Source organism: Pseudomonas sp. MS19, assembly GCF_013277615.1.
GTDB lineage: Bacteria > Pseudomonadota > Gammaproteobacteria > Pseudomonadales > Pseudomonadaceae > Aquipseudomonas > Aquipseudomonas marincola.
The window spans coordinates 454333-477675 of the sequence record NZ_VBTO01000008.1; the positions used below are offsets into that span (position 1 = coordinate 454333).

At 55.2% G+C, this 23343-nt stretch carries 16 protein-coding genes; 10 read left to right on the plus strand and 6 right to left on the minus strand.

Going from position 1 to position 23343, the window contains the following annotated elements:
* Positions 1–76: 76 nt before the first annotated feature.
* Positions 77–1345, plus strand: coding sequence for a malic enzyme-like NAD(P)-binding protein (locus tag FEZ62_RS09330; protein ID WP_069898381.1), 1269 nt, complete (start codon positions 77–79; stop codon positions 1343–1345).
* Between the two features lie 130 nt (positions 1346–1475).
* Here FEZ62_RS09330 and FEZ62_RS09335 read toward each other — a convergent pair whose 3' ends face one another.
* The 6 genes from FEZ62_RS09335 to FEZ62_RS09360 form a co-directional block, all read right to left on the minus strand.
* Positions 1476–2546: a fimbrial protein gene (locus tag FEZ62_RS09335; protein ID WP_172927466.1), complete on the minus strand. Its 1071-nt coding sequence runs from the start codon at positions 2544–2546 to the stop codon at positions 1476–1478.
* Positions 2547–2560: 14 nt separating this feature from the next.
* Complete coding sequence (locus FEZ62_RS09340) at positions 2561–3193, minus strand: molecular chaperone (RefSeq protein ID WP_172927467.1); 633 nt, start codon at positions 3191–3193, stop codon at positions 2561–2563.
* Between the two features lie 91 nt (positions 3194–3284).
* On the minus strand, positions 3285–3926 hold the full coding sequence (locus FEZ62_RS09345) for a fimbria/pilus periplasmic chaperone (protein ID WP_172927468.1): 642 nt from the start codon (positions 3924–3926) through the stop codon (positions 3285–3287).
* A 17-nt stretch (positions 3927–3943) separates the two neighbouring features.
* Positions 3944–6397 carry a fimbria/pilus outer membrane usher protein gene (locus tag FEZ62_RS09350; RefSeq protein ID WP_172927469.1) on the minus strand — a complete coding sequence of 818 codons (2454 nt, stop codon included), beginning with the start codon at positions 6395–6397 and terminating at the stop codon, positions 3944–3946.
* A gap of 94 nt (positions 6398–6491) precedes the next feature.
* Positions 6492–7067: a type 1 fimbrial protein gene (locus tag FEZ62_RS09355; protein WP_172927470.1), complete on the minus strand. Its 576-nt coding sequence runs from the start codon at positions 7065–7067 to the stop codon at positions 6492–6494.
* Between the two features lie 525 nt (positions 7068–7592).
* A complete protein-coding gene (locus tag FEZ62_RS09360; protein ID WP_172927471.1) occupies positions 7593–10085 on the minus strand; it encodes a penicillin-binding protein 1A in 2493 nt (830 codons plus the stop codon).
* 180 nt (positions 10086–10265) lie between these two features.
* On the opposite strand from FEZ62_RS09360, the gene FEZ62_RS09365 reads away from it, so the two are divergent.
* The 9 genes from FEZ62_RS09365 to gltB all read left to right on the plus strand — a co-directional run bounded on the left by FEZ62_RS09365 (position 10266) and on the right by gltB (position 23263).
* On the plus strand, positions 10266–11330 hold the full coding sequence (locus FEZ62_RS09365; RefSeq protein WP_069898373.1) for a pilus assembly protein PilM: 1065 nt from the start codon (positions 10266–10268) through the stop codon (positions 11328–11330).
* Positions 11330–11923: a PilN domain-containing protein gene (locus tag FEZ62_RS09370; RefSeq protein WP_069898372.1), complete on the plus strand. Its 594-nt coding sequence runs from the start codon at positions 11330–11332 to the stop codon at positions 11921–11923. The genes FEZ62_RS09365 and FEZ62_RS09370 overlap by 1 nt, the downstream gene beginning before the upstream one ends.
* Positions 11920–12543, plus strand: coding sequence for a type 4a pilus biogenesis protein PilO (gene pilO, locus FEZ62_RS09375; protein WP_069898371.1), 624 nt, complete (start codon positions 11920–11922; stop codon positions 12541–12543). Before FEZ62_RS09370 ends, pilO begins: the two co-directional genes overlap by 4 nt.
* On the plus strand, positions 12540–13064 hold the full coding sequence (pilP, locus tag FEZ62_RS09380; RefSeq protein ID WP_069898370.1) for a type 4a pilus biogenesis lipoprotein PilP: 525 nt from the start codon (positions 12540–12542) through the stop codon (positions 13062–13064). Before pilO ends, pilP begins: the two co-directional genes overlap by 4 nt.
* 54 nt (positions 13065–13118) lie before the next feature.
* Positions 13119–15221, plus strand: coding sequence for a type IV pilus secretin PilQ (pilQ, locus tag FEZ62_RS09385; RefSeq protein WP_172927472.1), 2103 nt, complete (start codon positions 13119–13121; stop codon positions 15219–15221).
* Positions 15222–15225: 4 nt separating this feature from the next.
* Positions 15226–15744: a shikimate kinase AroK gene (gene aroK / locus FEZ62_RS09390; protein ID WP_075723228.1), complete on the plus strand. Its 519-nt coding sequence runs from the start codon at positions 15226–15228 to the stop codon at positions 15742–15744.
* Positions 15745–15895: 151 nt separating this feature from the next.
* Positions 15896–16999 carry a 3-dehydroquinate synthase gene (gene aroB, locus FEZ62_RS09395; protein ID WP_069898368.1) on the plus strand — a complete coding sequence of 368 codons (1104 nt, stop codon included), beginning with the start codon at positions 15896–15898 and terminating at the stop codon, positions 16997–16999.
* 10 nt (positions 17000–17009) lie between these two features.
* Positions 17010–18569, plus strand: a complete 1560-nt coding sequence (locus FEZ62_RS09400; protein ID WP_172927473.1) for an AAA family ATPase — start codon at positions 17010–17012, stop codon at positions 18567–18569.
* 245 nt (positions 18570–18814) lie between these two features.
* The gene (gltB, locus tag FEZ62_RS09405; protein ID WP_069898366.1) at positions 18815–23263 is read left to right on the plus strand and encodes a glutamate synthase large subunit; all 4449 of its coding nucleotides are present in this window, start codon (positions 18815–18817) and stop codon (positions 23261–23263) included.
* Positions 23264–23343: the final 80 nt, after the last annotated feature.

Genomic DNA, 23343 nt, shown 5'->3' on the forward strand with positions numbered 1-23343 from the left:
AGTCTTGTAAAAGTGTATACAACTTGCGTATCCTCGGCCGCCTGCCTGTTCAACAGCCTAAAGCGGAAATTCCAATATGTCTGATCTAAAAACCGCCGCTCTCGAGTACCACGCTCAGCCCCGCCCGGGTAAGTTGAGTGTAGAGCTGACCAAGCCGACTGCCACGGCACGTGACCTTTCGTTGGCTTACAGCCCAGGCGTTGCTGCTCCTGTGCGTGAGATTGCGCGTGATCCCGAGCTGGCTTACCAATACACCGGTAAGGGCAATCTGGTCGCTGTAATTTCCGACGGTACTGCCATTCTCGGTCTGGGTAACCTCGGCCCACTCGCTTCCAAGCCCGTAATGGAAGGTAAAGGCGTTCTGTTCAAGCGCTTCGCCGGTATTGACGTATTCGATATCGAAGTGGATTCGGAAAGCCCGCAGGCATTCATCGACACGGTAAAACGTATTTCGATCACCTTCGGCGGCATCAACCTCGAAGACATCAAGGCGCCTGAGTGCTTTGAGATCGAGCGTGCGCTGATCGAGCAGTGCGACATTCCGGTTTTCCACGATGACCAGCACGGTACTGCGATCGTAACCGCTGCCGGTATGCTCAACGCATTGGAAATCGCTGGCAAAACCATCGAGCAAGCGAAGATCGTGTGCCTGGGTGCAGGCGCTGCGGCAATCTCGTGCATGAAGTTGTTGGTCAGCATGGGCGCCAAGGTCGAGAACATCTACATGATCGACCGTAAAGGTGTGATTCATGCAGGCCGTGATGACCTCAATCAGTACAAGGCTGTGTTCGCCACCGAAACGCCGAAGCGCACATTGTCGGACGCATTGGATGGTGCTGACGTATTCGTCGGCCTGTCGGGTCCTGACCTGCTCAGCCCTGAAGACCTACTGCGCATGGGCCCTTCGCCTATCGTGTTTGCATGCTCGAACCCGGATCCGGAAATCAAGCCAGAGCTGGCGCATGCCACCCGTGATGACGTGATCATGGCAACCGGTCGTTCCGATTACCCGAACCAGGTCAATAACGTTCTCGGCTTCCCGTTCATCTTCCGTGGTGCGTTGGACGTTCGCGCAACCCGTATCAACGAAGAGATGAAAATCGCGGCGGCCAACGCGCTGCGTGAACTGGCCAAGCTGCCAGTGCCTAAGGAAGTCTGTGAGGCTTACGGCGGCATCGAGTTGTCATTCGGCCGTGAATACATCATTCCGAAGCCGATGGATGCACGTCTGATTACGCTGATCTCCGACGCAGTCGCCAAAGCTGCCATCGAGAGCGGTGTGGCCACACTGCCGTATCCGAAGCACTACCCGCTGCAGTCTGTGGACGATGTGTTCAAAGGCTGAAAGTGAGTTGATGCGAGTGACCAAATAGTTATTGGTCTCTCAACAAAAAGCCCCCTGACGGTTCGCCTTCAGGGGGCTTTTTGCATCTTGCGCAGTAGTCTTTTGGGGCAGGTCGAGCGGCGCTTCGGTGTTATTTGATGTCCAGCTGGATCACGGCCGTAGCGGTAAATTCGCCGGGCGTTGGCAGGGTCGCTGAAGGATTGCTTGGGTGGGCTTTGAGGTGCAGGGTGGAGGTTTTCATATCACTGTCGACCACGACTTCACCGGCCTTCTGGTTCGGTGGCAAAACCGTGCCGTCTTCATCGGTGATGATGACCGAAAGATCGGTGCGCCCTTGTACTTTAATTCCCTGGCCCGGCGCGTCCTGATCGGCGTTCAACTGCAGTGAAAGGATCTCTGAGCTGAAGTCACAATCGAAAGCCAGATCTACGGGCTTGGGTGTGAAGTTGTTCGGTGGGTTGGGGTAGGTAACGCCGTTAAACTGCGAGGATTGCAAGGTTCCGAACGGCACAGTCAATACCGAGCCCGCACGCAACGCGCAATTTGCCGGCACTTCCACGTCAATCTTCAAGTTAACAATAGCGGAGACCGGGTCGCCAGGGTTGACATAGTTTGGCCGCCGGTAGTGCCAGACCCGAGCTACCGTGCCATTGAAAGCCAGCGTGCCGACTACGCGCTTTTCAAGCTTGACCGATACCTTGCCCTTGGTGGCTGTACTGGCAGAACCTGTTGTATTGCACTCAGCCGAAACGTTGTTGGTAACGCCGGTGAAAGGCACGCTGTGATAGTTTTTCTGAACGCTGCCACCAGTTGAGTTGTAGACGTAAATCTCTACTGCCGTGGAGAACGACGGATTAACCTTCAACCATTGAAGGTTGTCGGCTGCGTAATAAGAGAATGGTGATTGCGCGCTGAAATAATGCAGAACGCTTGCGTTGGTATTGCTACACGTACAGGTAAACGTTCGTCTGCCGCCGCTGTCCTGCTGTGTGCGATAGATAACAATATTGCCGGCTTCGTTCTCAGACGAGTTGAAAGCATCAGTCACGTTGTACTGTATCTGTGAGGCGCCATCATCAGGTACGCAGAGACGGTCTGATGCGGCGTGAGCAGAACCGCTGAATAGCAAACTAAGCAGGCCGTACAACACCGGGCTGATAAGTGCGGATTTTGCAGGGCTGTACAATTCCATTTTTTTCATCGTGTCCTCAGTGACTATTCAGCCTTGATTAGTGTTGTTCTAAGCCCACCACGATCACTGAGGTAGCTAATGTTTATCTCGTCTGCGTGGTTGCTTACGTTGTCTATCTCAACCGTGCTGAATGGTTTGAACAGTCCCATCTCATCGTTGTGATAAACCTTTTTGCCAATCTCGAATTGGGTTAGCGCAAAGTAGTAAGGCGTTGGGTTTGTGAGCTCAAGCCCCGTGCTGGTGTACTTGGCCACCAGCTGATTTTCTGCGCCGCGCCTTTCCTCGCTAATTGACTCGGGCCGGACGAACACCTTGATCTTGTAGCGCAGGGCAATCTGCATCAGGCTCTCGCTTTTAGCGGCCTCGGCTTTCGGCGGTATTTCCTGCACATACAGGTAATACAGCTGTTCTTGCTTGCTCTCTTCGGCAAAGCTGACCAACCTCAGGGGCTGCTTGCTATCTTCTGCAATCATCGAAAAAGACGGGCTGACCTGAACATTGCGCCCTGGCTCATTACCTTCAGGGTCTGTCACCCAGGCCTGCATCGCGTAAGGCGCTTGGGTGTCGTTGCCAATATCGAATGCGCTGGAACTGCCCGCCACGACGATGACCCGGGTGCGATCAATGAACAGGCCGGCGTGCGCTAATTGGCTCATGAGCAGTGTCATGCTCATAGCGATGATGCTGAGTGTTCTGAGCATCATCAGGCCCAGCCAGCCGCGGAGCTGATCAAGATTGGCATGTTGATCATTTGACTAAGATCAGCGATTTTCTGACGTCGCCAAAGTCACTCAGATACATGATGTCTATCGACGAGGTCTTTTGCTTTATCTGTGGCAATACCGTGGTCTGGAATGGGGCAAAGACCGCTGTTTCAGGGGTTTTAATGCCTTTTTTGTTGACCACGATTTGCGGAATCGAGAAATAGTAAGGCGTAGTGTTGACCAGCTTCAGGCCCTCACGGGTTTGTGTCGCGGTTACCTTGGCTTCGGCGTCTTTACGGTCGCCTGCAATTTCTGCCGGGCGAATCAACACCTTGATCCGGGTACGGATAGCCATGGACAGTTTGTTCTTGTCCGCCGCGCTATCGCTGGGTGGCAACTCCTGTACGTTCAGGTAATAAAGTTGTTCGCGGTCTGAGGGCGGGGAGAACGTCATCAGGCGCAATACAACTTTGCTGCCAGGCGCAACTTTTTGAATTTGCGGACTGACCACAACCAAGCTGCCGGCGTCGTTGCCGTCTTCGTTTTCAAGCCACGCCTGCAGGCCGTACTCAAGCTCGCTGTTGTTTGTAACTTGCACTGAGCTTGAAGAGCCTTCCGGCACGATTACCCGCGTACGATTAAGCGAAAAGGCTGCATTGGCCATTGTCGAGCACAACAGCGTCATGACGCATGCGCAGAGGCTTAATTTTTTTGCGATGTGGCTTTTGCGCTGGGTGCAGTTGGCTTGCCGTTGAGTTGACATTGCAGTGTTCCTAAATCGATATAGTCTTCATCAAGTTGCGACTTGATAGCTGTTGGATCCACGGCGTAGCTGCAGCCGCCTACCGCTTTCAGTGTGGAAGGCCCGAGTTCAGAGCCATCTCCAAGCTTCACGCGGATAAACAGGCGCCCGTTGTTGCCGGTAAAGTAGTGCTCGCCGCTGTCGCTCTGGATTTCGGTACCGAAGCCGAGTAACTCGCCGTTCTGGTCTTTGAGCACGGCGTTGAAGTACTTGACCGCCTTGGTCTTGAACTGCACCAGAGTCACTGCGCCGGAACGTGGCCGTACATTGACCACGGTGTCATCTGCGACCACGTTGTTGCTCAGCGATGACACATTCAAACGAACTTCTTGCGGATCGTATTGATCGTTCAGCGGTATCAGCGCGTAGCCGTTATCCTGGGTTTCGGTGCCGTTTACGCTGGCGTTTTCGACGCCATCCACTTGTGCCACTGCGAAGGTTTTCGATTGGCGGCTTGTAGCAAGGACTGCACCCTGGGCGAACATCACGCTGCCGCTGATCGAGGCGCTAGCGGAGCGGTTATCCGGGCTGGTGCTGCCGTACAGTTGGCCGCTAATGCGATCGCCGGAGTGATTGACGCCGCCAGATATGGTTTCGCCATTGCCGGAGCTGTCGTGGGTTACGCCGACGTTGTAGCTGTTGTCGCCTGAGTAGCCATTCAAGCCAACCTCTGTTGTTTCACTGTTGCCTGATTCGTTGTCAAGATTGGTATATCGGCTGTAAACACTCGAGGAATAATCATTGCCGATTGGGATGTCCAAACTTAGGGTCAGGCTGTTGTCGGCGTCACCGGTTTCCTCGTCATAAGAACGTGAGAGTGAAACGGTATAGCTAAGCCAGCGTGTATAACCGCCATAACTGAACGAGTAGGTACTTTGCGACGGGTTCTCGCCCCAGTACTGTTCCTTCAGATAATTAAGTGAAAGCTGGTTGTCCATGAGCGGGTCGCGCCCGGTAATACTGGCGGTATAGCGGCTGCGCAAAGAGCCGAGAAAATTGTTCTCGCCGTACTTGTCATCCATCGCGTCATTGAATTCAAAGTAATCTTCAGTGGCGTAGCGATAGCCCGCAATTTGAATATCAATGCCGTTGTTGAGGTACTTCGAGTAATTGATGTTGTAGCTCTGGCCGACATCGGTGTCGCCGTCATGCCGGTAGCGTGAGTTGCTCATCGCAACCCCGACAGCGCCCAGGTTCTGTAGCGGAAAAGCGGCGCCAAACGTTACGTTTTGGTAACTCTCGGCGATGATGCTGTTGATCGACGGTGTGACGAGGTCGGTACCGAAGGAGTATTCACCGCTGACAAAGTTGTCGCCGTATTCATGGTCGCTGAAACGGTAGCGGCCGGCGCTCACTTCGTAGTCGATACTGCCTGGTGTGAGCAGGCCCGGAATCACTGAGTTATCGTAGAAAAAAGTGCGTTCCTGGCCGTTGGCCTCTTTCACCACTACGCGCAGTGTCTGGTTGGACAAGCCCACCACTTCGTCGAGCACAAAATTACCGGCGGCCACGGCCTTGGTGAATAGCAGGCGTGAGTCCTGATACACCTCAACGGTTGCGTTGGTGGCGGCGAAGCCCTGGATGTTTGGGGTGTACATCTGGTCGCGGAGGCTAGTCAGGTCTGTCACATAACCAATTTGCGCACCTGCAAAGCTGAAGTTTTCGCCGTAGCGGGTATTGGTGTAGGTTTCGCCTACAGTGACTTCACTTTTAAGTTTGGGAAAGAGTCGGGTGATGCTGATGTTGTCTATATCGAGGCTTTCATCAGTTAAGTCTGTACTGGACGCATCCAGATTAAATATGTTGTCCCGAAAGTTCGAACGCAAGTGGCCATTAAACGGCATGGCTTCGTCGGACTCATTAGTGTCGTCGTTCTTGAAGTAGTTACCACCCAGGTTGTAGTCAAAGGTGGTGCTGTTGATCGAAGGTGATAGTTCCATGCCTGCATAACGATCAACCCCCCGGCCCATGAGCTCATCGCTGTACCAGAGTTCAAGCGTTCCGTTTTCCAGGTTTTCGGTAAAGCTGTAATCGTGCGAGCGTGGATCCAGGCTCGCAGCAGCTCTGAGCTCACGCGCTGCTTTTGCATTGAGGCTAGGCGCAATTTTTTGCAGAAATGACTCATCAAATACCAGGCGACCTGCTTTGCGGGTGAAGTAGTAATTACCCTGCGTGCGACCATTCAAGCTGACCGTATAAATGACTTTATCGTTGATGCCTTTATTAAGCGCATCGTCAACGGTGTTTTGATTGAACTTGCCTTGAATGAAGTCTGTGTTGAAATTGCTAGCGGCCAGTACTCCGTCACTTATGAATAGCAGTCCGAATAGACTTATTTTTAGATAGGAATACATAAAACCTCAAGCATGCACTTAGAGCAGGTTTGTTGAGTTATTTTTTTAATGAAATATACGGCGCAGAATTGCGCCGTATAAAAGCACGGTTTACTTAGTTATAAGCAACGGTGTAGTTGACCGAGCCACCAATGATGCCGCCATTGATGAACTGGCTGAGTGCATAAGGACGAGCCTTGAATTTGATAGCACCAGTTGTTGCGTCAACGTTAGGGTCGCTAGCCATAGTCAGGGCCGAGCCTGGCTGGTTAACGATGGATGAATCGTCTTCCATGGTGAAGGTAACACCCACGTTGGTGAGTGATGTTTCAGGCGAGGTTACAACGTCAGTGTTTGCACTGGCTGTTGTAGCGGTGTCAATTTTGATAAAGGCTGTGGTCAGGCCCTCTGGGTCCACGTCACAAGTTGCCACGTCTGGCTGCAGCTGAATTCTGACTGCGTTACCGAAGCCGCCTACCGCCGACACGTCGCTAATTGTCCATACGCCGAGGTCAACAACGCCGCCTGGCTGTACCACACCACTCACGACAACATTCATGTCGCATGAGGCTGCTGCGATAGCGCCGGTGAATTTGATTTGGCCAGTGTTATTAGGACTGGTAACAGCGTGGGCGGCGCCCATGGTTGTCATTGCAGCTAATACAGCACCGGTCAGGATTAATTTTTTCATAAAAGCCTCAAGTAAATTGTTAACAAGTTTCAACGTGTTAGGCGTCTACTTCTAATGCGCTTAGACTATTAACGCTCAAGGCAACTTTAACAGTGAGGCTTAAATTGATAATTAGGCCGATTCCGTGGTGCTTGTAGTATGCGTGGGGTTTGGAGTGAGAATTTTCCTGCAATCGCCGAAAGCAGAACTTAAGTGGTGGTTCGGTGATGCATTAATATAATTCTGTGCACGAAAGATTGTTTCTATAATGTTTCATATATTTGCAAAGAGTTCGCAACCAGAAAACTACTGGTTTGAGTTGGTTTCAGGTTTTCTGGCTGTAGATCTGAGGTTTTAGTTCAGGCGCATTGAGCCAGTCCTGAGCGCTATGGATAAAAAGCGCGCACTTGAACTGATGCGGACTGTGGGAAGTCGTTGAGATGCAAGGTTTCAGGTGAAGAGTAAGAGGGGCGCTAGGTACTGTTATTTCTGTGCAATTTTGATGCCGCCGCCATGAGCATTGCACTCATGGCGGCGGCACTAACTTCAGAACAAGTCGATTGGTGCGGACTCGTCTGCCGGCAGCGGGCTGCCCGGAATGCCGAGATTCGGGTCAAGCTCGCCCATGGTAGGCGGCGTGTCTTCACTCTTGAACAACTCAAAGTAGGCGCCAGGCGTTCCCGGCGCTGCTGCTCGCCCGCTGACCGGGTCTACGCGCAGGGTAAGAATGCCGCTTGGCTCTGGCAGTTCATGGCTTGGCTTGTCTTTTAGTGCCGCGCCCATGAAGCTCATCCAGATCGGCAATGACACTGTGCCGCCGTACTCACGGCGACCGAGGGTTTCAGGCTGATCAAAGCCAGACCAGACAGTGGTGACATAGTCGGCGTTGTAGCCTGAGAACCAGCTGTCTTTCGACTCGTTGGTGGTGCCGGTCTTGCCTGCCAGATCATCACGGCCCAGCGCCAGGGCGCGACGGCCTGTGCCGCGTTTGATTACGTCCTGCAGCAGGCTGGTCATGATGTAGGCGGTGCGCTCATCAATAATCTGCTCTGCAATCGCAGGTTCCTCCACAGGCAACTCGTCGTCTGCCTTTGGCTGCGAGTCTGTCGAGCTGGAAATCCTCTGGATGCCTGGCGCCGCGATTGGATTGGCAATATCGGCAGACTTGAGTTCGTCCGGGTCAAGGCTGGAGTCGGCCTTCTGCTCGGCGGTTGGAACGCTCGGCGGATTGGCAATGAATACGGCCTTGCCGGTGCGGTCTTCAATACGCTGGATCAGGTATGGCTCAGTTTTATAGCCGCCGTTGGCGAATACCGACCAGCCGCCAGCGATTTGCATCGGCGTCAGGTCAGCCGTGCCGAGTGCCAGCGAGAGGTTGCGTGGCAAATCTTCGAGTGGCAGACCAAAGCGGCTTGCGTAGTCGCGGGCATACTGCACGCCAATGGCTTGCAGCAAGCGAATCGAGACGAGGTTGCGTGACTTATAAAGTGCTTCACGCATGCGTATGGGGCCAAGGAATGTGTTGTTGTCATTCTTTGGGCGCCACGGTTGATCGCTGCCGGTATCGGTAAACACAATCGGCGCGTCATTGATCAGCGTGGCGGCGGTGTAGCCCTTGTCCAGTGCGGCGCTGTAAATGAATGGCTTGAAGCTCGAGCCTGGCTGGCGCTTGGCCTGGATTGCACGGTTGTAGTTGCTTTGCTCAAACGAGAAGCCGCCAACCAGTGCCTGAATTGCGCCGGTATTTGGGGCCAAGGACACCAGCGCACTTTGTGCCAGAGGCAATTGAACAAAGTTAAGGCTGCCATCTTCCTTACGCTCGACGCGGATCAGGTCGCCGACTTTGGCGACATCGGCAGGTTTCTGCGGGTTGCGGCCCATGCTGTTGGTATTAATGAAAGGGCGCGCCCACTTCATGCTGTCCCATGCGACCGCTTCCTCTTTGCCTTCGCGCGTCAGTACCATCAGGCCGCTGGGCACTACCTGAGTGACGATGGCGGGCTCAAGGCCGCCGAGAACGGTTTGCTTGGCAAGCTCTGATTGCCAGCCTTGCAGGTCGAGATTGGCGAACTGCTTTTCCGGGCCGCGGTAGCCATGACGCTGGTCATAGGCGATCAGGCCTTCGTGAACGGCCTTGTTGGCAATCAGCTGCAAGTCACTGGGAATGGTGGTGGTGACATTGAAGCCATCGGTGTAGGCATCGCTGCCATAACGGCCAACCATTTCAGCCCGCGCCATTTCAGCTACGTAAGGCGCGTTGAGCTCAGGTGACTGCACATGGTAAGTGGCGTCGATCGGCTCGGCGACTGCTTCGTCGTAGCGCGCCTGATCAATTTTACCCAGGTGCAGCATGCGGCCCAGAATCCAGTTGCGGCGTTCTTTGGCGCGAGTCGGGTTTACCAGTGGGTTGAAGCGTGAAGGTGCTTTCGGCAGGCCGGCAATCATGGCCATTTGGGCGAGGGTCAGGTCCTTCATGGACTTGCCGTAATAAACCTGCGCCGCTGCCTCGATCCCGTAGGAGCGCTGGCCCAGATAAATTTTATTGACGTAAAGCTCTAGAATCTCATCTTTACTCAGTTCACGTTCTATCTGTAAAGCCAGCAAAATCTCGTTGATTTTCCTGGAGAAGCTACGCTCACTGGTAAGGAAGTAGTTTTTCGCGACCTGCATGGTGATGGTCGAGCCACCAGTCTGGATTTGACCACTTTTCAAAATTTGCGTGGCAGCGCGCATCAAGCTGCTGGGGTCGACGCCATAATGGTGCTCAAAGTTATCGTCTTCTGCCGATAACAAGGCATTGATGAAGTCAGTCGGGATTTCAGCGAAGGTGATAGGCGAACGACGCATCTCGCCAAACTCGGCAATCAGCTTGCCGTCGCTGCTGAAAATTCGCAGAGGAATTTGCAGTTGAATGCTGCGTAGCGAGTCAACTGAAGGAAGGCTCGGGCTTAGATAGAGGAACGCACCGCTCAAACTGAGTACCAGTCCACAGGAAATGGCAACGCATGACCAGCAAAAGAATTTCAGCAAGCGCATCAAAATGTTTAGATTTCCAGATAAAAGAATGAGTTAAGAAATAGATTGGGGCGTAACGAAAAACTGATCACATTATAAGGGTTTTTTTTGCCGAGGAGCTATTTGCTCTTATGTCAAGACTGTTATTTAATGTGGAAAAACATAATTACTCCGTAAGTAGCGGATGCCAATAGGAAAACGGTCGTGCTAGGGCTCTTCAATAAGAAAGCGAATACGCTTCTGGGGATTGATATCAGCTCAACCTCAGTCAAGCTCCTCGAATTGAGTCGCTCAGGAAGCCGCTACAAAGTAGAGGCTTATGCTGTAGAGCCGCTCCCACCAAATGCTGTGGTTGAGAAAAACATCGCCGAGCTCGAGGGGGTCGGTCAGGCCATATCCAGAGTATTGGTAAAAGCAAAAACCAATCTAAAGACTGCTGCGGTTGCAGTCGCTGGGTCTGCAGTTATTACCAAGACCATCGAGATGGAAGCCGGTCTGACTGATGACGATCTTGAGAACCAGTTAAAGATTGAAGCCGATCAGTACATTCCCTATCCGCTCGAAGAAGTCTCGATTGATTTCGAAGTGCAGGGCGTCTCGCCGCGAAATGCCGAGCGAGTTGAAGTTTTGCTGGCGGCTTGCCGTAAAGAGAACGTCGAAGTTCGTGAGGCTGCACTGGCACTTGCCGGCTTGACCGCCAAGGTCGTCGACGTGGAAGCGTACGCGCTGGAGCGCTCGTTCGATCTGTTGGCGCAGCAATTGGGCAGTGGCGACAACGATCAAACGGTCGCAATCGTTGATATCGGCGCGACCATGACCACGCTCAGCGTTCTGCATAAAGGCCGCACGATCTACACCCGTGAGCAGCTCTTTGGCGGCAAGCAGCTGACTGAAGAAATTCAGCGTCGCTATGGCTTGTCTGTTGAGGAAGCTGGACGTGCGAAGAAGCAAGGCGGTCTTCCGGATGACTATGACAGCGAGGTTTTGCAGCCGTTCAAAGAGGCGGTTGTGCAGCAAGTCTCGCGTTCGTTGCAGTTCTTCTTTGCTGCCGGACAATTCAACGATGTCGATTACATCTTGCTGGCGGGTGGCACCTCGTCCATTCCTGATCTTGATCGCTTGATTCAGCAGCGCCTTGGCACTCAAACCCAGGTGGCGAATCCATTCGCCGACATGGCATTGAGCAGCAAGGTCAATGCGGGCGCTCTGGCCAGTGATGCTCCGGCATTGATGATTGCCTGTGGTCTGGCAATGAGGAGTTTCGATTAATGGCGCGGATTAACCTTCTACCTTGGCGCGAGCAGCTCCGAGAAGAGCGCAAGCAGCGGTTCCTGGTTACGTTAGCCGGTGTATTTGCTGTTGCCGCAGGCGCGGTATTTTTGGGTGGGCAGTTTCTGGACAGTGCAATCGAGCGACAAAATGCGCGTAACGATTTTGTCCGTAAGGAAATCGCAGTCCTTGATACCCGCATCAAAGAAATCAGCGAGCTGAAAAAGCGTCGCCAACAACTGCTGGAACGGATGAAGATCATTCAGGACCTGCAGGGCAACCGCCCGATTATCGGTCGTGTGTTCGATCAACTGGTCAGAACCCTGCCTGATGGCGTGTATTTCACTGGCGTTAAAATGACCGGCAAGAACATTGCGGTCGTCGGCGCTGCAGAGTCGAACAACCGCATTTCCAACTTGATGCGCAACATGGATGCATCGGATTGGCTGACCGCACCCAACCTCACCGAGGTTAAAGCGGCTGGCCCGAATCCGCAGGCTGAAGTATCGCCAGAGCTGGATCAGGCCAACGTATTCCAGTTGACCGTGCAACAGACCCAGCCAGCCCTTGCCGGCGAGGAGGCGAAGCCATGAACCTGAATGATTCGCTCGACAGCCTACGCAAGATAGATGTCAACGATCTTGACCTGAATAACCTCGGCTCATGGCCTGGCCCGGTCAAGTTTATTGCCAGCCTGCTGCTTGCCATTGTGGTGCTGGGTTTGGGTTACAACTTTCACCTGAAAGACATGCAGGCTGATCTGGAACGGCGCCAGATGGAAGAAGAGACGCTCAAGCAGCAGTTCTCTGCCAAGGCGTTCCAGGCTGCCAATCTTGAGGCCTACAAGGCTCAGATGGCCGAGATGGAAACATCGTTTGGTGCCCTGCTGCGGCAGTTGCCAAGTGATACCGAAGTTCCGGGCTTGCTTGAAGACATAACCCGCACCGGTCTGGGAAGTGGTCTTGAGTTTGAAGAAATCAAACTCCTGCCAGAGGTAGCCCAACAGTTTTACATCGAGCTGCCGATTCAGATCCGTGTCGTCGGTTCTTATCACGACCTCGCCACGTTCGTCAGTGGTGTGGCCAGCTTGCCGCGAATTGTGACGCTGCATGACTTTGATGTGGTGCCGGCCGAGAAAACCGGTACCAGCAAATTGCGCATGTCGATTTTGGCGAAGACCTACCGTTATAACGATAAGGGGCTTGAGAAATGAAGTACTCAAAGCTCGTGATGCTAGTGGCGTTTGTGGGGCTTAGTGGTTGCGGTTCGAGCAGTGATTTCTCCGACCTGCAATCGTATATGGATGAGGTGCGCGCCAAGCCGAAGGGCACAATTGAGCCGCTGCCGATCTTCCAGCCTTATGAAAGTTTTACCTATAAAGCTGCAGGCCTGAGAAGCCCGTTCCAGCCGCCGGTGAAAATCGAGCTGGTCAATCGGGCGAAAGGATCGAAGCTGATCAAACCTGATGAAACGCGGGTTAAGCAGTTTCTGGAAGGCTTCAATATTGAAGTATTTGAAATGGTCGGCACGCTCTCGAACAGCCGGGGAATGTTCGCGTTGGTCAGCGGCGCTGGCGGTGTGCACCGGGTGCGTGTCGGGGATTACCTGGGACGTAACTACGGGCGAATTGTCGCGATTGATAACTCCAAAGTGGATGTGATTGAAATCGTTCCAGATGGTGAAGGTGGCTGGCTAGAACGACCGCGTAGCCTCTCCCTAAAGGAGCGCTCTTAAATGAGCGGAGTGAAGATGAAAAAAAATAACCGGTCTGCCAAACGGAATCTGCGAATGAATAAGCCACTAACCCGTCTAGGCGTGTCTCTGCTCGCCGCACTGGTATCGCCAGTGCTGCTTGCAGCAGACCTCCAGAATCTCGATGTTGCATCGCTTCCGGGCGGTCGTGTTGAACTCAAACTGCAGTTTGACGAACCTGTTGCCGCTCCGCGTGGCTACACCATTGAGCAGCCTGCGCGTATCGCGCTCGATTTGCCGGGTGTTACCAACAAGCTCGGCAGCAAGAATCGTGAGCTGGGTGTGGGTAATGCGCGCAGCGTGACCGTGGTTGAGGCCAATGACCGCACGCGCATGATCATCAACCTGACCAACTTGGCGCCTTACAGCACCCGTGTTGAAGGCAACAACATGTATGTGTTGATTGGTGAGGGTGCCGGCACTGCGGCAGCGCCAGTTGCTCGCGCGGCTGCAACCCCTGCTGCGCCGGTTGTGACCTCACAGCCGCGGGTCTCGGCTCCGAAGGTTTACGGTGCGGCGACTCGTTCGATCCGCAATATCGATTTCCAGCGTGGCGATCAGGGTGAAGGCAACGTAGTCATCACCTTGTCCGACCCGTCTGTGAGCCCGGATATTCAGGAGCAGGGCGGCAAGATTCGCCTGAACTTCGCCAAGACTCAGTTGGCTGAATCACTGCGCGTGCGTCTCGACGTTAAAGACTTCGCCACGCCGGTGCAGTTCGTTAACTCGAGCGGCAGCGGTGATTCCACGACCGTGGTCATTGAGCCGACCGGCTTTTACGATTACCTCGCCTACCAGACGGATAACAAGCTGACCATCAGCGTTAAGCCGTTGACTCAGGCTGATCAGGAAAAGCGCAAAGAAGATCGTTTCGCTTACAGCGGCGAGAAGCTTTCGCTTAACTTCCAGGATATCGACGTGCGTTCGGTGCTGCAGCTGATTGCGGACTTCACCGACCTCAATCTGGTTGCCAGTGACACGGTTGCCGGCAACATCACCCTGCGCTTGCAGAATGTGCCTTGGGATCAGGCGCTGGATCTGGTGCTGAAAACCAAAGGTCTGGACAAGCGTAAAGTCGGTAACGTACTGCTGGTTGCGCCAGCCGATGAAATTGCGGCGCGCGAGCGTCAGGAATTGGAGTCGCAGAAGCAAATCGCCGAACTGGCGCCGCTGCGTCGCGAGCTGATTCAGGTCAACTACGCCAAAGCTTCAGACATGGCCAAGCTGTTCCAGTCGGTCACCAGCGCCGATGGTTCTGTTGATGAGCGTGGCTCGATCACTGTCGATGACCGTACCAACAGCATCATCGCTTACCAGACTCAAACGCGTCTGGACGAGTTGCGCCGTATCGTGACCCAGCTCGACGTGGCCGTGCGTCAGGTAATGATCGAGGCACGTATCGTTGAAGCGAGCGTCGATTACGACAAGTCGCTGGGCGTACGTTGGGGCGGTGCCAAGGTTATTGGCGGCGGTAAATGGAACCTTTACGGTAACGACGACCAAGGCGATGAGGCGGGTAATACCGGTGATGACGTGGGTCTGAACGTACCGTTCGTGGATCTGGGCGTTGCCAATCGTACAGCGGGTCTGGGTATCGGTTTCATCACTGACAACACCATTCTTGACCTTGAGCTGACCGCCATGGAGAAGACCGGTAACGGTGAAGTGGTTTCCCAGCCCAAGGTTGTGACCTCGGATAAAGAAACGGCGCGCATCCTCAAGGGTTCGGAGATTCCGTATCAGGAAGCCAGCTCCAGCGGTGCAACCACTACTCAGTTCGTGGAAGCTGCTCTTTCGCTTGAAGTGACGCCGCAAATCACCCCGGACAACCGCATCATCATGGAAGTTAAAGTGAACAAGGACGAGGCCGACTTTGCCAACCAGGTAAACGGCACGCCGACGATTCGCAAAAACGAAGTGGTTGCCAAGGTACTGGTGTCGGATGGCGAAACCATCGTGATCGGTGGTGTGTTCTCCAACACTCAACGTAAGGCTGTCGAGAAAGTGCCATTCCTCGGTGATGTGCCTTATGTCGGCCGTTTGTTCCGTCGGGATATCGTGCAGGACTCGAAGTCTGAGTTGCTGATTTTCCTGACCCCACGCATCATGAACACTCAAGCAGTTGCGGTGGGCCGTTGAGTAAGTGCGAAATCTGATACTTGTTGGCCCGATGGGAGCTGGTAAAAGCACCATCGGGCGTTTGCTGGCTAAAGAGTTACGACTGCCCTTTAAAGACTCCGACAAGGAGATCGAGCAACGTACCGGTGCCAATATTCCCTGGATCTTTGATGTTGAAGGTGAGCAGGGTTTCCGCGAGCGCGAATCGGCAGTCATTGCCGATTTGTGCGTTGAGGATGGCGTGGTGCTTGCCACCGGGGGCGGGGCGGTGATGCGTGATGAGAACCGCAAGGCTCTCTATAACGGCGGCCGTGTGGTTTATCTGCATGCCTCGGTTGAGCAGCAAATTGCGCGGACTGCGCGTGATCGTAACCGTCCGCTGTTACGTACGCCGGACCCTGGCAAAGTATTGCGCGATTTACTCGCCCTGCGCGACCCGCTTTACCGCGAAATCGCCGATGTGATCATCGAAACTGACGAACGTCCGCCGCGCCTTGTGGTGCAGGAAATTCTTGAGCGCCTCGAGGCTTTATCGCCGCGTTAAGCGCCAGTCAGTTGATCGCAGTACCCTGAACTGCTGTTTTTAGCAAAAAAGCCCTGCTCAATTCGCCTGCATTGTGAGAAAACATGCGCGCTAAATTGAACAGGGCATTTTTGTGGCAGTACACTAGGGGCCTTTTCCATCCGGGGGCTTTATGCAAACACTTCAGGTCGATCTCGGTGAGCGTACTTATCCGATTTATATAGGTTCAGGCCTGATGGCGCGGGCAGATTTGCTCGCAGCGCATATTGTCGGACGGCAAGTCGCCATCGTTACCAACGAGACAGTCGCGCCGCTTTATCTGCAGGCGCTCAAGCAGTCTCTGGCCGGCTATTCGGTCACCGAAGTAATCTTGCCGGATGGCGAAGCCTTTAAAAACTGGGAAACCCTGCAGTTAATCTTTGATGGCCTGCTCGGTGCCCGACATGACCGCCGCACCACAGTCATTGCCCTGGGCGGCGGTGTTATTGGCGACATGGCAGGCTTTGCGGCTGCCTGTTACCAGCGCGGGGTCAATTTCATTCAGGTGCCAACCACCCTGCTGTCGCAGGTTGATTCATCGGTTGGTGGCAAGACCGGTATCAATCATCCGCTGGGCAAGAACATGGTCGGGGCCTTCTATCAGCCTCAGGCCGTTCTGATCGATACCCAGAGCCTGACAACGCTGCCCGCGCGTGAACTGTCCGCCGGTCTGGCTGAAGTCATCAAGTATGGCCTGATCTGTGATGAGCCATTTTTGACCTGGCTCGAAGAAAACATGCAGGCCTTGTTAAGCCTTGATCAGCAGGCGCTGACCACTGCAATTGAGCGCTCTTGCGCGGCCAAGGCGCGTATAGTGGCGGCAGACGAACGTGAGAACGGCGTGCGTGCAACGCTTAACCTAGGCCACACATTTGGCCATGCCATCGAGACCGAGCAGGGCTATGGCGTTTGGCTGCATGGTGAAGCGGTTGCTGCCGGTACGGCGATGGCGTTGGAAATGTCCCATCGCCTCGGTTGGATTACAGAAGCTGAGCGAAATCGTGGGATTCGTCTGCTTATCGCTGCGAATTTGCCAGTTGTTCCACCAAAAGACATGACGCCCGAGCACTTTTTGCAGCATATGGCTGTCGATAAGAAGGTGCTCGATGGCCAGTTACGTTTGGTTTTATTGCGTGATCTTGGGGATGCGCTGGTCACGAGTGAATTTGCGCATGAAATTTTGCATGCCACGCTTGGCGCAGACTACGTCGCGCTAGTCAATCAGCTTGAGAATTAATGAGAACACCATGACCAGTCTGCATGCCGACGAGGGCTTCCTCGATCACTACCATTTCAGTCACGACCCGTTTGCGGCTCGCGTACCGGGTTTCAAATTCTTCCCGGCCCAGCGCAAACCTGTCTTGGGCCAACTGCACCATCTTGCACGCTACAGCCAGCTTTTATTGGTTGTAAGCGGGCCGGAAGGCAGCGGCAAAACCCTGCTGCGTCAGGCGCTCGTTGCCAGCACCAACAAGCAGTCGGTGCTCAGCGTTGTGGTGAGCGCGCAAGACAAGGCTGAAAAAGCCAGCGTCATGCAGCAGGTTGCTCAGGGGCTGCAAATCCAGCAAAGCGATCTTGATGGCATTCTCGCGCAAGTCGGTCAGTTGGGTGTCGCTGGTCAGGAAGTCTACATTCTGGTCGATGATGCGCAGCGCCTCGGTGAAGCCGATCTCGCCAGCTTGCTGACGATGGCGGCGGGCAACAGTGACGGCCGTCCGCACGTGTTCCTGTTTGCTGAAGCGGATGTCATGCCGCGTCTGGAGCGTCTTGCCGATGGCGAGGAGTGCTACCACGTTATCGAGTTGCAGCCTTACGAAGAAGAAGAGGTGCATGAGTACCTGACTCAGCGGGTTGAAGGCGCCGGGCGTGATCTCGACGTGTTCACCGAAGCGCAGCTGGCCACTATCTACGAGCAGTCTCAAGGCTGGCCGGGGTTGGTCAATCAGGTCGCCAAGGATGTGTTGATCGAAGCACAGTTGGCGCACAAAAAAGCAGCCAAAGTCTCTTCAGCAGGTTTCAAATTGCCTAAAAAACATATGTTGGCCCTCGGCGTCGTCGCAGTAGGTGTACTTGCTGCCTGGATGTTGCAGGATCGTTCTCCGGCTGAAGCGCCAGTAGCCACTGAGGTCGAGATTCCTTTGGGGCAGGCCGCCAAGCCTGAGGTTGCGCAGGGCGATGCCGCTGGCGGTGCGCCGGCGATCGAATTCGCAGGCTCCGGTCAGGCCATGCCTTCGCCATTGGCGGGTGATGCCCAGCCGGTCATTCGTGAGCCGCTGGCTTCTGCCGCGGGCAGCAGCGATGCCGAAGACGGTGATATGGCCAAAGAGGAGCCGCAAGGTAACTTGTTGGTCGATACCCGTGTGCCGACGCCGGTTGAAGCGCCGGCCCCTGCGCCTACTCCAACTCCAGCGCCGACTCCGGCACCTGCTCCGGCTCCGGCAAAACCAGCGGCCCCGGCGCCTGCGCCAGTCGCCAAAACCCCGGCAGCGCCAGCCGCCGCTCCGGCAGCAGCCCCGGCTGCCAGCGGTTGGTATGCGGCGCAGTCCGGTGCGCGTTATACCTTGCAAGTGCTGGGCACCAGCGTTGAAAGTAATGCTCAGGCCATGGTTAATCAGTACGGCTCCGAGTATCACTACTTCAAGAAGCTGCACGATGGTAAGCCGCTGTATGTGGTGACTTATGGCAGCTTTGCGACACACGAAGCGGCCAAGGCGGCGTTGAGTGGCCTGCCAGCCAAGATCCAGGCAGGAAAGCCGTGGCCACGGACGATGGCGAGCATCAAGTTTGAGATCTCCAAGGCGCGCTAATCGCCGGGCGTGAGTTGCGCGAATAAAAGTGACTGGCGGGTCTTTAACACGGCCGGCTAGTCTAATCGTTCGTTTTCGCGACATAAATTTGCATGCCCTCGTCACTAAAATTTGTGACGACCTAGGTGGATATGTACAATAACCTCCCTTTTGCCTGCCCATAGCAGGGGTCTGACCCTGTGTGTATGGTAAGTTATTGAATTAAAAGAAATTGCCTTGAGATAGGCAGCCTGGTGAGAGTCCCTATGAAAGCAGGTTTGTACCGTCCTGATGAGTTCAAGGATAACTGCGGCTTCGGCCTGATCGCCCATATGGAAGGCGAGGCTAGCCATCACCTGTTGCAGACAGCCATTGAAGCGCTTACCTGCATGACCCACCGCGGTGGGATCAATGCCGACGGTAAGACCGGTGACGGTTGCGGCCTGTTGATGCAGAAGCCTGATACCTTCTTGCGCGCTATCGCCCAAGAGCAATTCGCTGTCGAGCTGCCCAAGCAATATGCTGTCGGCATGGTGTTCCTCAACCAGGATCCCGTGAAGGCACAGGCTGCTCGCGACAACATGAATCACGAGATCGAAGCAGCTGGCCTGCAGGTGATCGGCTGGCGCGTCGTGCCAATCGATACCAGCGTATTGGGCAAGCTGGCGCTTGAACGTCTGCCGCAGATTGAGCAGGTGTTCATCGGCGGTGGCGAACTCAGCGATCAGGATTTCGCCATCAAGCTGTTTTGCGCCCGCCGCCGTTCCTCGGTGAGCAACGCCGCAGACACCGAACACTACATTTGCAGCTTCTCGCACAAGACCATTATTTATAAAGGTCTGATGATGCCGGCTGACTTGCAGCAGTTTTATCCGGACCTCGGCGACGAGCGTCTGCAGACTGCTATCTGTGTGTTCCACCAGCGCTTCTCGACCAACACCCTGCCGAAGTGGCCGCTGGCTCAGCCATTCCGCTTCCTTGCGCACAACGGTGAAATCAACACCATCACCGGTAACCGCAACTGGGCGCAGGCGCGTCGCACCAAGTTTGCCAACGGCCTGATTCCTAATCTGGACGAACTCGGCCCGCTGGTTAACCGCGTGGGTTCTGACTCTTCCAGCATGGACAACATGCTCGAGCTGATGGTCACCGGTGGTATCGACCTGTTCCGTGGCGTGCGGATGATCATTCCGCCAGCGTGGCAGAACGTCGAAACCATGGATGCCGATCTTCGCGCATTCTACGAATACAACTCCATGCACATGGAGCCTTGGGATGGTCCGGCCGGTGTGGTTCTCACCGATGGCCGTTACGCGGTGTGCCTGCTCGACCGTAATGGTCTGCGCCCGGCGCGTTGGGTCACCACCAAGAATGGTTACATCACCCTGGCGTCGGAAATCGGCGTATGGGACTACCAGCCAGAAGACGTTGTTGCCAAAGGCCGCGTTGGGCCAGGTCAGGTTCTGGCCGTCGATACCGAAACCGGTCAGGTGCTCAACGCCGAAGACATCGACAACCGTCTGAAGTCGCGTCACCCCTATAAGCAGTGGCTGCGCAAGAGCGGCAAGCGCATCCGTGCCACCATGGATGACCACGACCATGGTTCCGACTTCTATGACGCTGCGCGTCTGAAGCAGTTCATGAAGATGTATCAGGTCACCTTCGAAGAACGTGATCAGGTTCTGCGTCCGCTCGGCGAGCAGGGTCAGGAAGCGGTCGGTTCGATGGGCGACGACACGCCGATGGCCGTGCTGTCGCAGCGCGTGCGTTCGCCGTATGACTACTTCCGTCAGCAGTTCGCGCAGGTGACCAACCCGCCGATCGACCCGCTGCGTGAAGCGATCGTCATGTCGCTGGAAATCTGCCTGGGCGCTGAGCGTAATATTTTCGAAGAGTCGCCGGAGCACGCCACTCGCGTAATCCTCAGCTCACCGGTGATCTCGCCGGCCAAGTGGCGCGCCCTGATGAACCTGGACACTCCCGGGTTCGAGCGCTTCCACATCGACATGAACTACGACGAAAGCGTCGGCCTCGAAGCTGCTGTACGCAACATGGCCGATCAGGCTGAAGAAGCTGTGCGCGGCGGCAAAGTATTGCTGGTGCTGAGCGACCGTAATATCGAGCCGGGCAAATTGCCGGCGCACGCCTCGCTGGTTGTGGGCGCCGTGCACCACCGCCTGACCGAGAAAGGCCTGCGTTGCGATTGCAACATTCTGGTTGAAACCGCCACCGCGCGTGACCCGCATCACTACGCTGTGTTGCTGGGCTTCGGCGCCTCTGCGGTTTATCCGTTCCTGGCTTACGAAGTGCTGGGCGACCTGATTCGCACTGGCGAGGTTCTGGGCGATCTTTACGAGGTGTTCAAACACTACCGTAAAGGCATCTCCAAAGGCCTGTTGAAGATCCTTTCGAAGATGGGTATCTCGACTGTTGCCTCGTACCGCGGTGCGCAGTTGTTTGAAGCTGTCGGCCTGTCTGACGAAGTGGTTGATGTCAGTTTCCGTGGCGTTGCCAGCCGGATTCAGGGCGCGCGTTTCGTCGATATCGAAGCCGAGCAGAAGTTGCTGGCTGCCGAGGCCTGGAACAACCGCAAGCCAATCCAGCAGGGCGGTTTGCTGAAGTTTGTTTACGGCGGCGAATACCACGCCTACAACCCGGACGTGGTCAACACGTTGCAGGTTGCCGTGCAGCAAGGCAGCTACGAGAAGTACAAGGAATACAGCGCACTGGTCGACACGCGTCCAGTGGCGATGATCCGCGATCTGCTCAAGCTCAAGCTGGCCGACAAGCCGCTGAGCATGGATCAGATTGAACCGCTGGAATCGATCTTCAAGCGCTTCGACTCGGCGGGTATCTCGCTGGGTGCCTTGTCGCCAGAAGCTCACGAAGCCATTGCCGAAGCGATGAACCGTTTGGGTTCGCGCTCCAACTCCGGTGAAGGTGGTGAAGATCCGGCGCGTTACGGCACCATCCGCAGCTCGAAAATCAAGCAGGTTGCGACGGGTCGTTTCGGTGTTACGCCGGAATATCTGGTCAACGCCGAAGTGCTGCAGATCAAGGTTGCCCAAGGCGCCAAGCCGGGTGAAGGCGGTCAGTTGCCGGGCGGTAAGGTCAACGGCCTGATCGCGCGTCTGCGTTATGCAGTGCCTGGCGTTACCTTGATTTCGCCGCCGCCGCACCATGACATCTACTCGATTGAAGACCTGGCGCAGCTGATTTACGACCTCAAGCAGGTCAACCCGACTGCACTGGTTTCGGTCAAGCTGGTTGCCGAGGCAGGCGTGGGTACGATCGCCGCCGGTGTGGCCAAGGCCTACGCCGACCTGATCACCATCTCCGGCTACGATGGCGGCACCGGTGCATCACCGCTGACCTCGATTAAGTATGCGGGCGCTCCGTGGGAGCTGGGGCTGGCTGAAACGCACCAGACCCTGCGCGGCAACGACCTGCGCGGCAAGGTCCGGGTGCAGACAGATGGTGGCCTGAAAACCGGTCTTGATGTGGTCAAGGCAGCAATCCTCGGTGCTGAAAGCTTCGGCTTCGGTACGGCGCCAATGATTGCGCTGGGTTGTAAGTACCTGCGTATTTGCCACCTGAACAACTGCGCGACCGGTGTTGCCACCCAGAACGACAAGCTGCGCAAGGATCACTTCATCGGCACCGTTGAAATGGTCATGAACTTCTTCACCTACGTGGCAGAAGAGACGCGCGAGTGGCTGGCCAAGCTGGGCGTACCAAGCCTTGAAGCACTGATCGGGCGTACTGACTTGCTCGAAATGCTGCCGGGCGAGACTGCCAAGCAAGGCAACCTCGATCTGGCTCCGCTGCTTGGCAGTGACCACATTCCGGCCGACAAGCCGCAGTTCTGTCTGGTTGATCGCAATCCGCCATTCGACGAAGGCCTGTTGGCCGAGAAGATGGTCGAGATGGCCAAACCAGCGATTGCAGGTGCAACGGGTGCAGAGTTCGACATGGACATCTGCAACTGCGACCGTTCGGTTGGTGCGCGTGTCTCCGGCGAAATCGCCCGCACGCATGGCAATCAGGGCATGGCCAAGGCGCCGATCACGTTCCGCTTCAAAGGCACTGCTGGTCAGAGCTTTGGTGTGTGGAACGCCGGTGGCCTGAACCTGTATCTGCAAGGTGATGCCAACGACTACGTCGGCAAAGGCATGACCGGTGGCAAGCTGGTCATCACGCCGCCAGAAGGCAGCCCGTTCGCCACCCAAGACAGCGCCATTATCGGCAACACCTGTCTGTACGGTGCAACCGGCGGTAAGTTGTTTGCAGCAGGTACCGCCGGCGAGCGTTTTGCCGTACGTAACTCTGGCGCGCACACCGTTGTTGAAGGCACGGGCGACCATTGCTGTGAATACATGACAGGCGGCTTTGTCTGCGTACTGGGTAAAACCGGCTACAACTTCGGTTCGGGCATGACCGGCGGTTTCGCCTACGTGCTGGACCTGGACAACAGCTTCTATGACCGGGTTAACCACGAACTGGTAGAAATCCAGCGCATCAACAGTGAAGCGATGGAAGCCTACCGCAGCCACCTGCAAGGTGTGCTGAGCGAGTACGTCAAAGAGACTTCCAGCGCCTGGGGTAATAACCTGCTGGAAAACCTGGATGACTACGTACGCAAGTTCTGGCTGGTCAAGCCTAAGGCGGCAAGCCTCAAGTCGTTGCTCACCAGCACGCTGGCCAACCCGCAATAAAACAGCTTCAGGCGACAATCCCCGTGCGCGGGGATTGCACGCTACCCGTGATTGTCTTGCTGCGTGATGCCCTGAGTGCG

What these genes read in the sequence shown, in the direction of transcription:
- FEZ62_RS09330 (WP_069898381.1), top strand. Translation starts at nt 77, where the DNA reads ATGTCTGATCTAAAAACCGCCGCTCTCGAGTACCACGCTCAGCCCCGC.
- FEZ62_RS09335 (WP_172927466.1), bottom strand. Translation starts at nt 2,546, where the DNA reads ATGAAAAAAATGGAATTGTACAGCCCTGCAAAATCCGCACTTATCAGC.
- FEZ62_RS09340 (WP_172927467.1), bottom strand. Translation starts at nt 3,193, where the DNA reads ATGAGCCAATTAGCGCACGCCGGCCTGTTCATTGATCGCACCCGGGTC.
- FEZ62_RS09345 (WP_172927468.1), bottom strand. Translation starts at nt 3,926, where the DNA reads ATGACGCTGTTGTGCTCGACAATGGCCAATGCAGCCTTTTCGCTTAAT.
- FEZ62_RS09350 (WP_172927469.1), bottom strand. Translation starts at nt 6,397, where the DNA reads ATGTATTCCTATCTAAAAATAAGTCTATTCGGACTGCTATTCATAAGT.
- FEZ62_RS09355 (WP_172927470.1), bottom strand. Translation starts at nt 7,067, where the DNA reads ATGAAAAAATTAATCCTGACCGGTGCTGTATTAGCTGCAATGACAACC.
- FEZ62_RS09370 (WP_069898372.1), top strand. Translation starts at nt 11,330, where the DNA reads ATGGCGCGGATTAACCTTCTACCTTGGCGCGAGCAGCTCCGAGAAGAG.
- pilO (WP_069898371.1), top strand. Translation starts at nt 11,920, where the DNA reads ATGAACCTGAATGATTCGCTCGACAGCCTACGCAAGATAGATGTCAAC.
- pilP (WP_069898370.1), top strand. Translation starts at nt 12,540, where the DNA reads ATGAAGTACTCAAAGCTCGTGATGCTAGTGGCGTTTGTGGGGCTTAGT.
- pilQ (WP_172927472.1), top strand. Translation starts at nt 13,119, where the DNA reads ATGAATAAGCCACTAACCCGTCTAGGCGTGTCTCTGCTCGCCGCACTG.
- aroB (WP_069898368.1), top strand. Translation starts at nt 15,896, where the DNA reads ATGCAAACACTTCAGGTCGATCTCGGTGAGCGTACTTATCCGATTTAT.
- FEZ62_RS09400 (WP_172927473.1), top strand. Translation starts at nt 17,010, where the DNA reads ATGACCAGTCTGCATGCCGACGAGGGCTTCCTCGATCACTACCATTTC.
- gltB (WP_069898366.1), top strand. Translation starts at nt 18,815, where the DNA reads ATGAAAGCAGGTTTGTACCGTCCTGATGAGTTCAAGGATAACTGCGGC.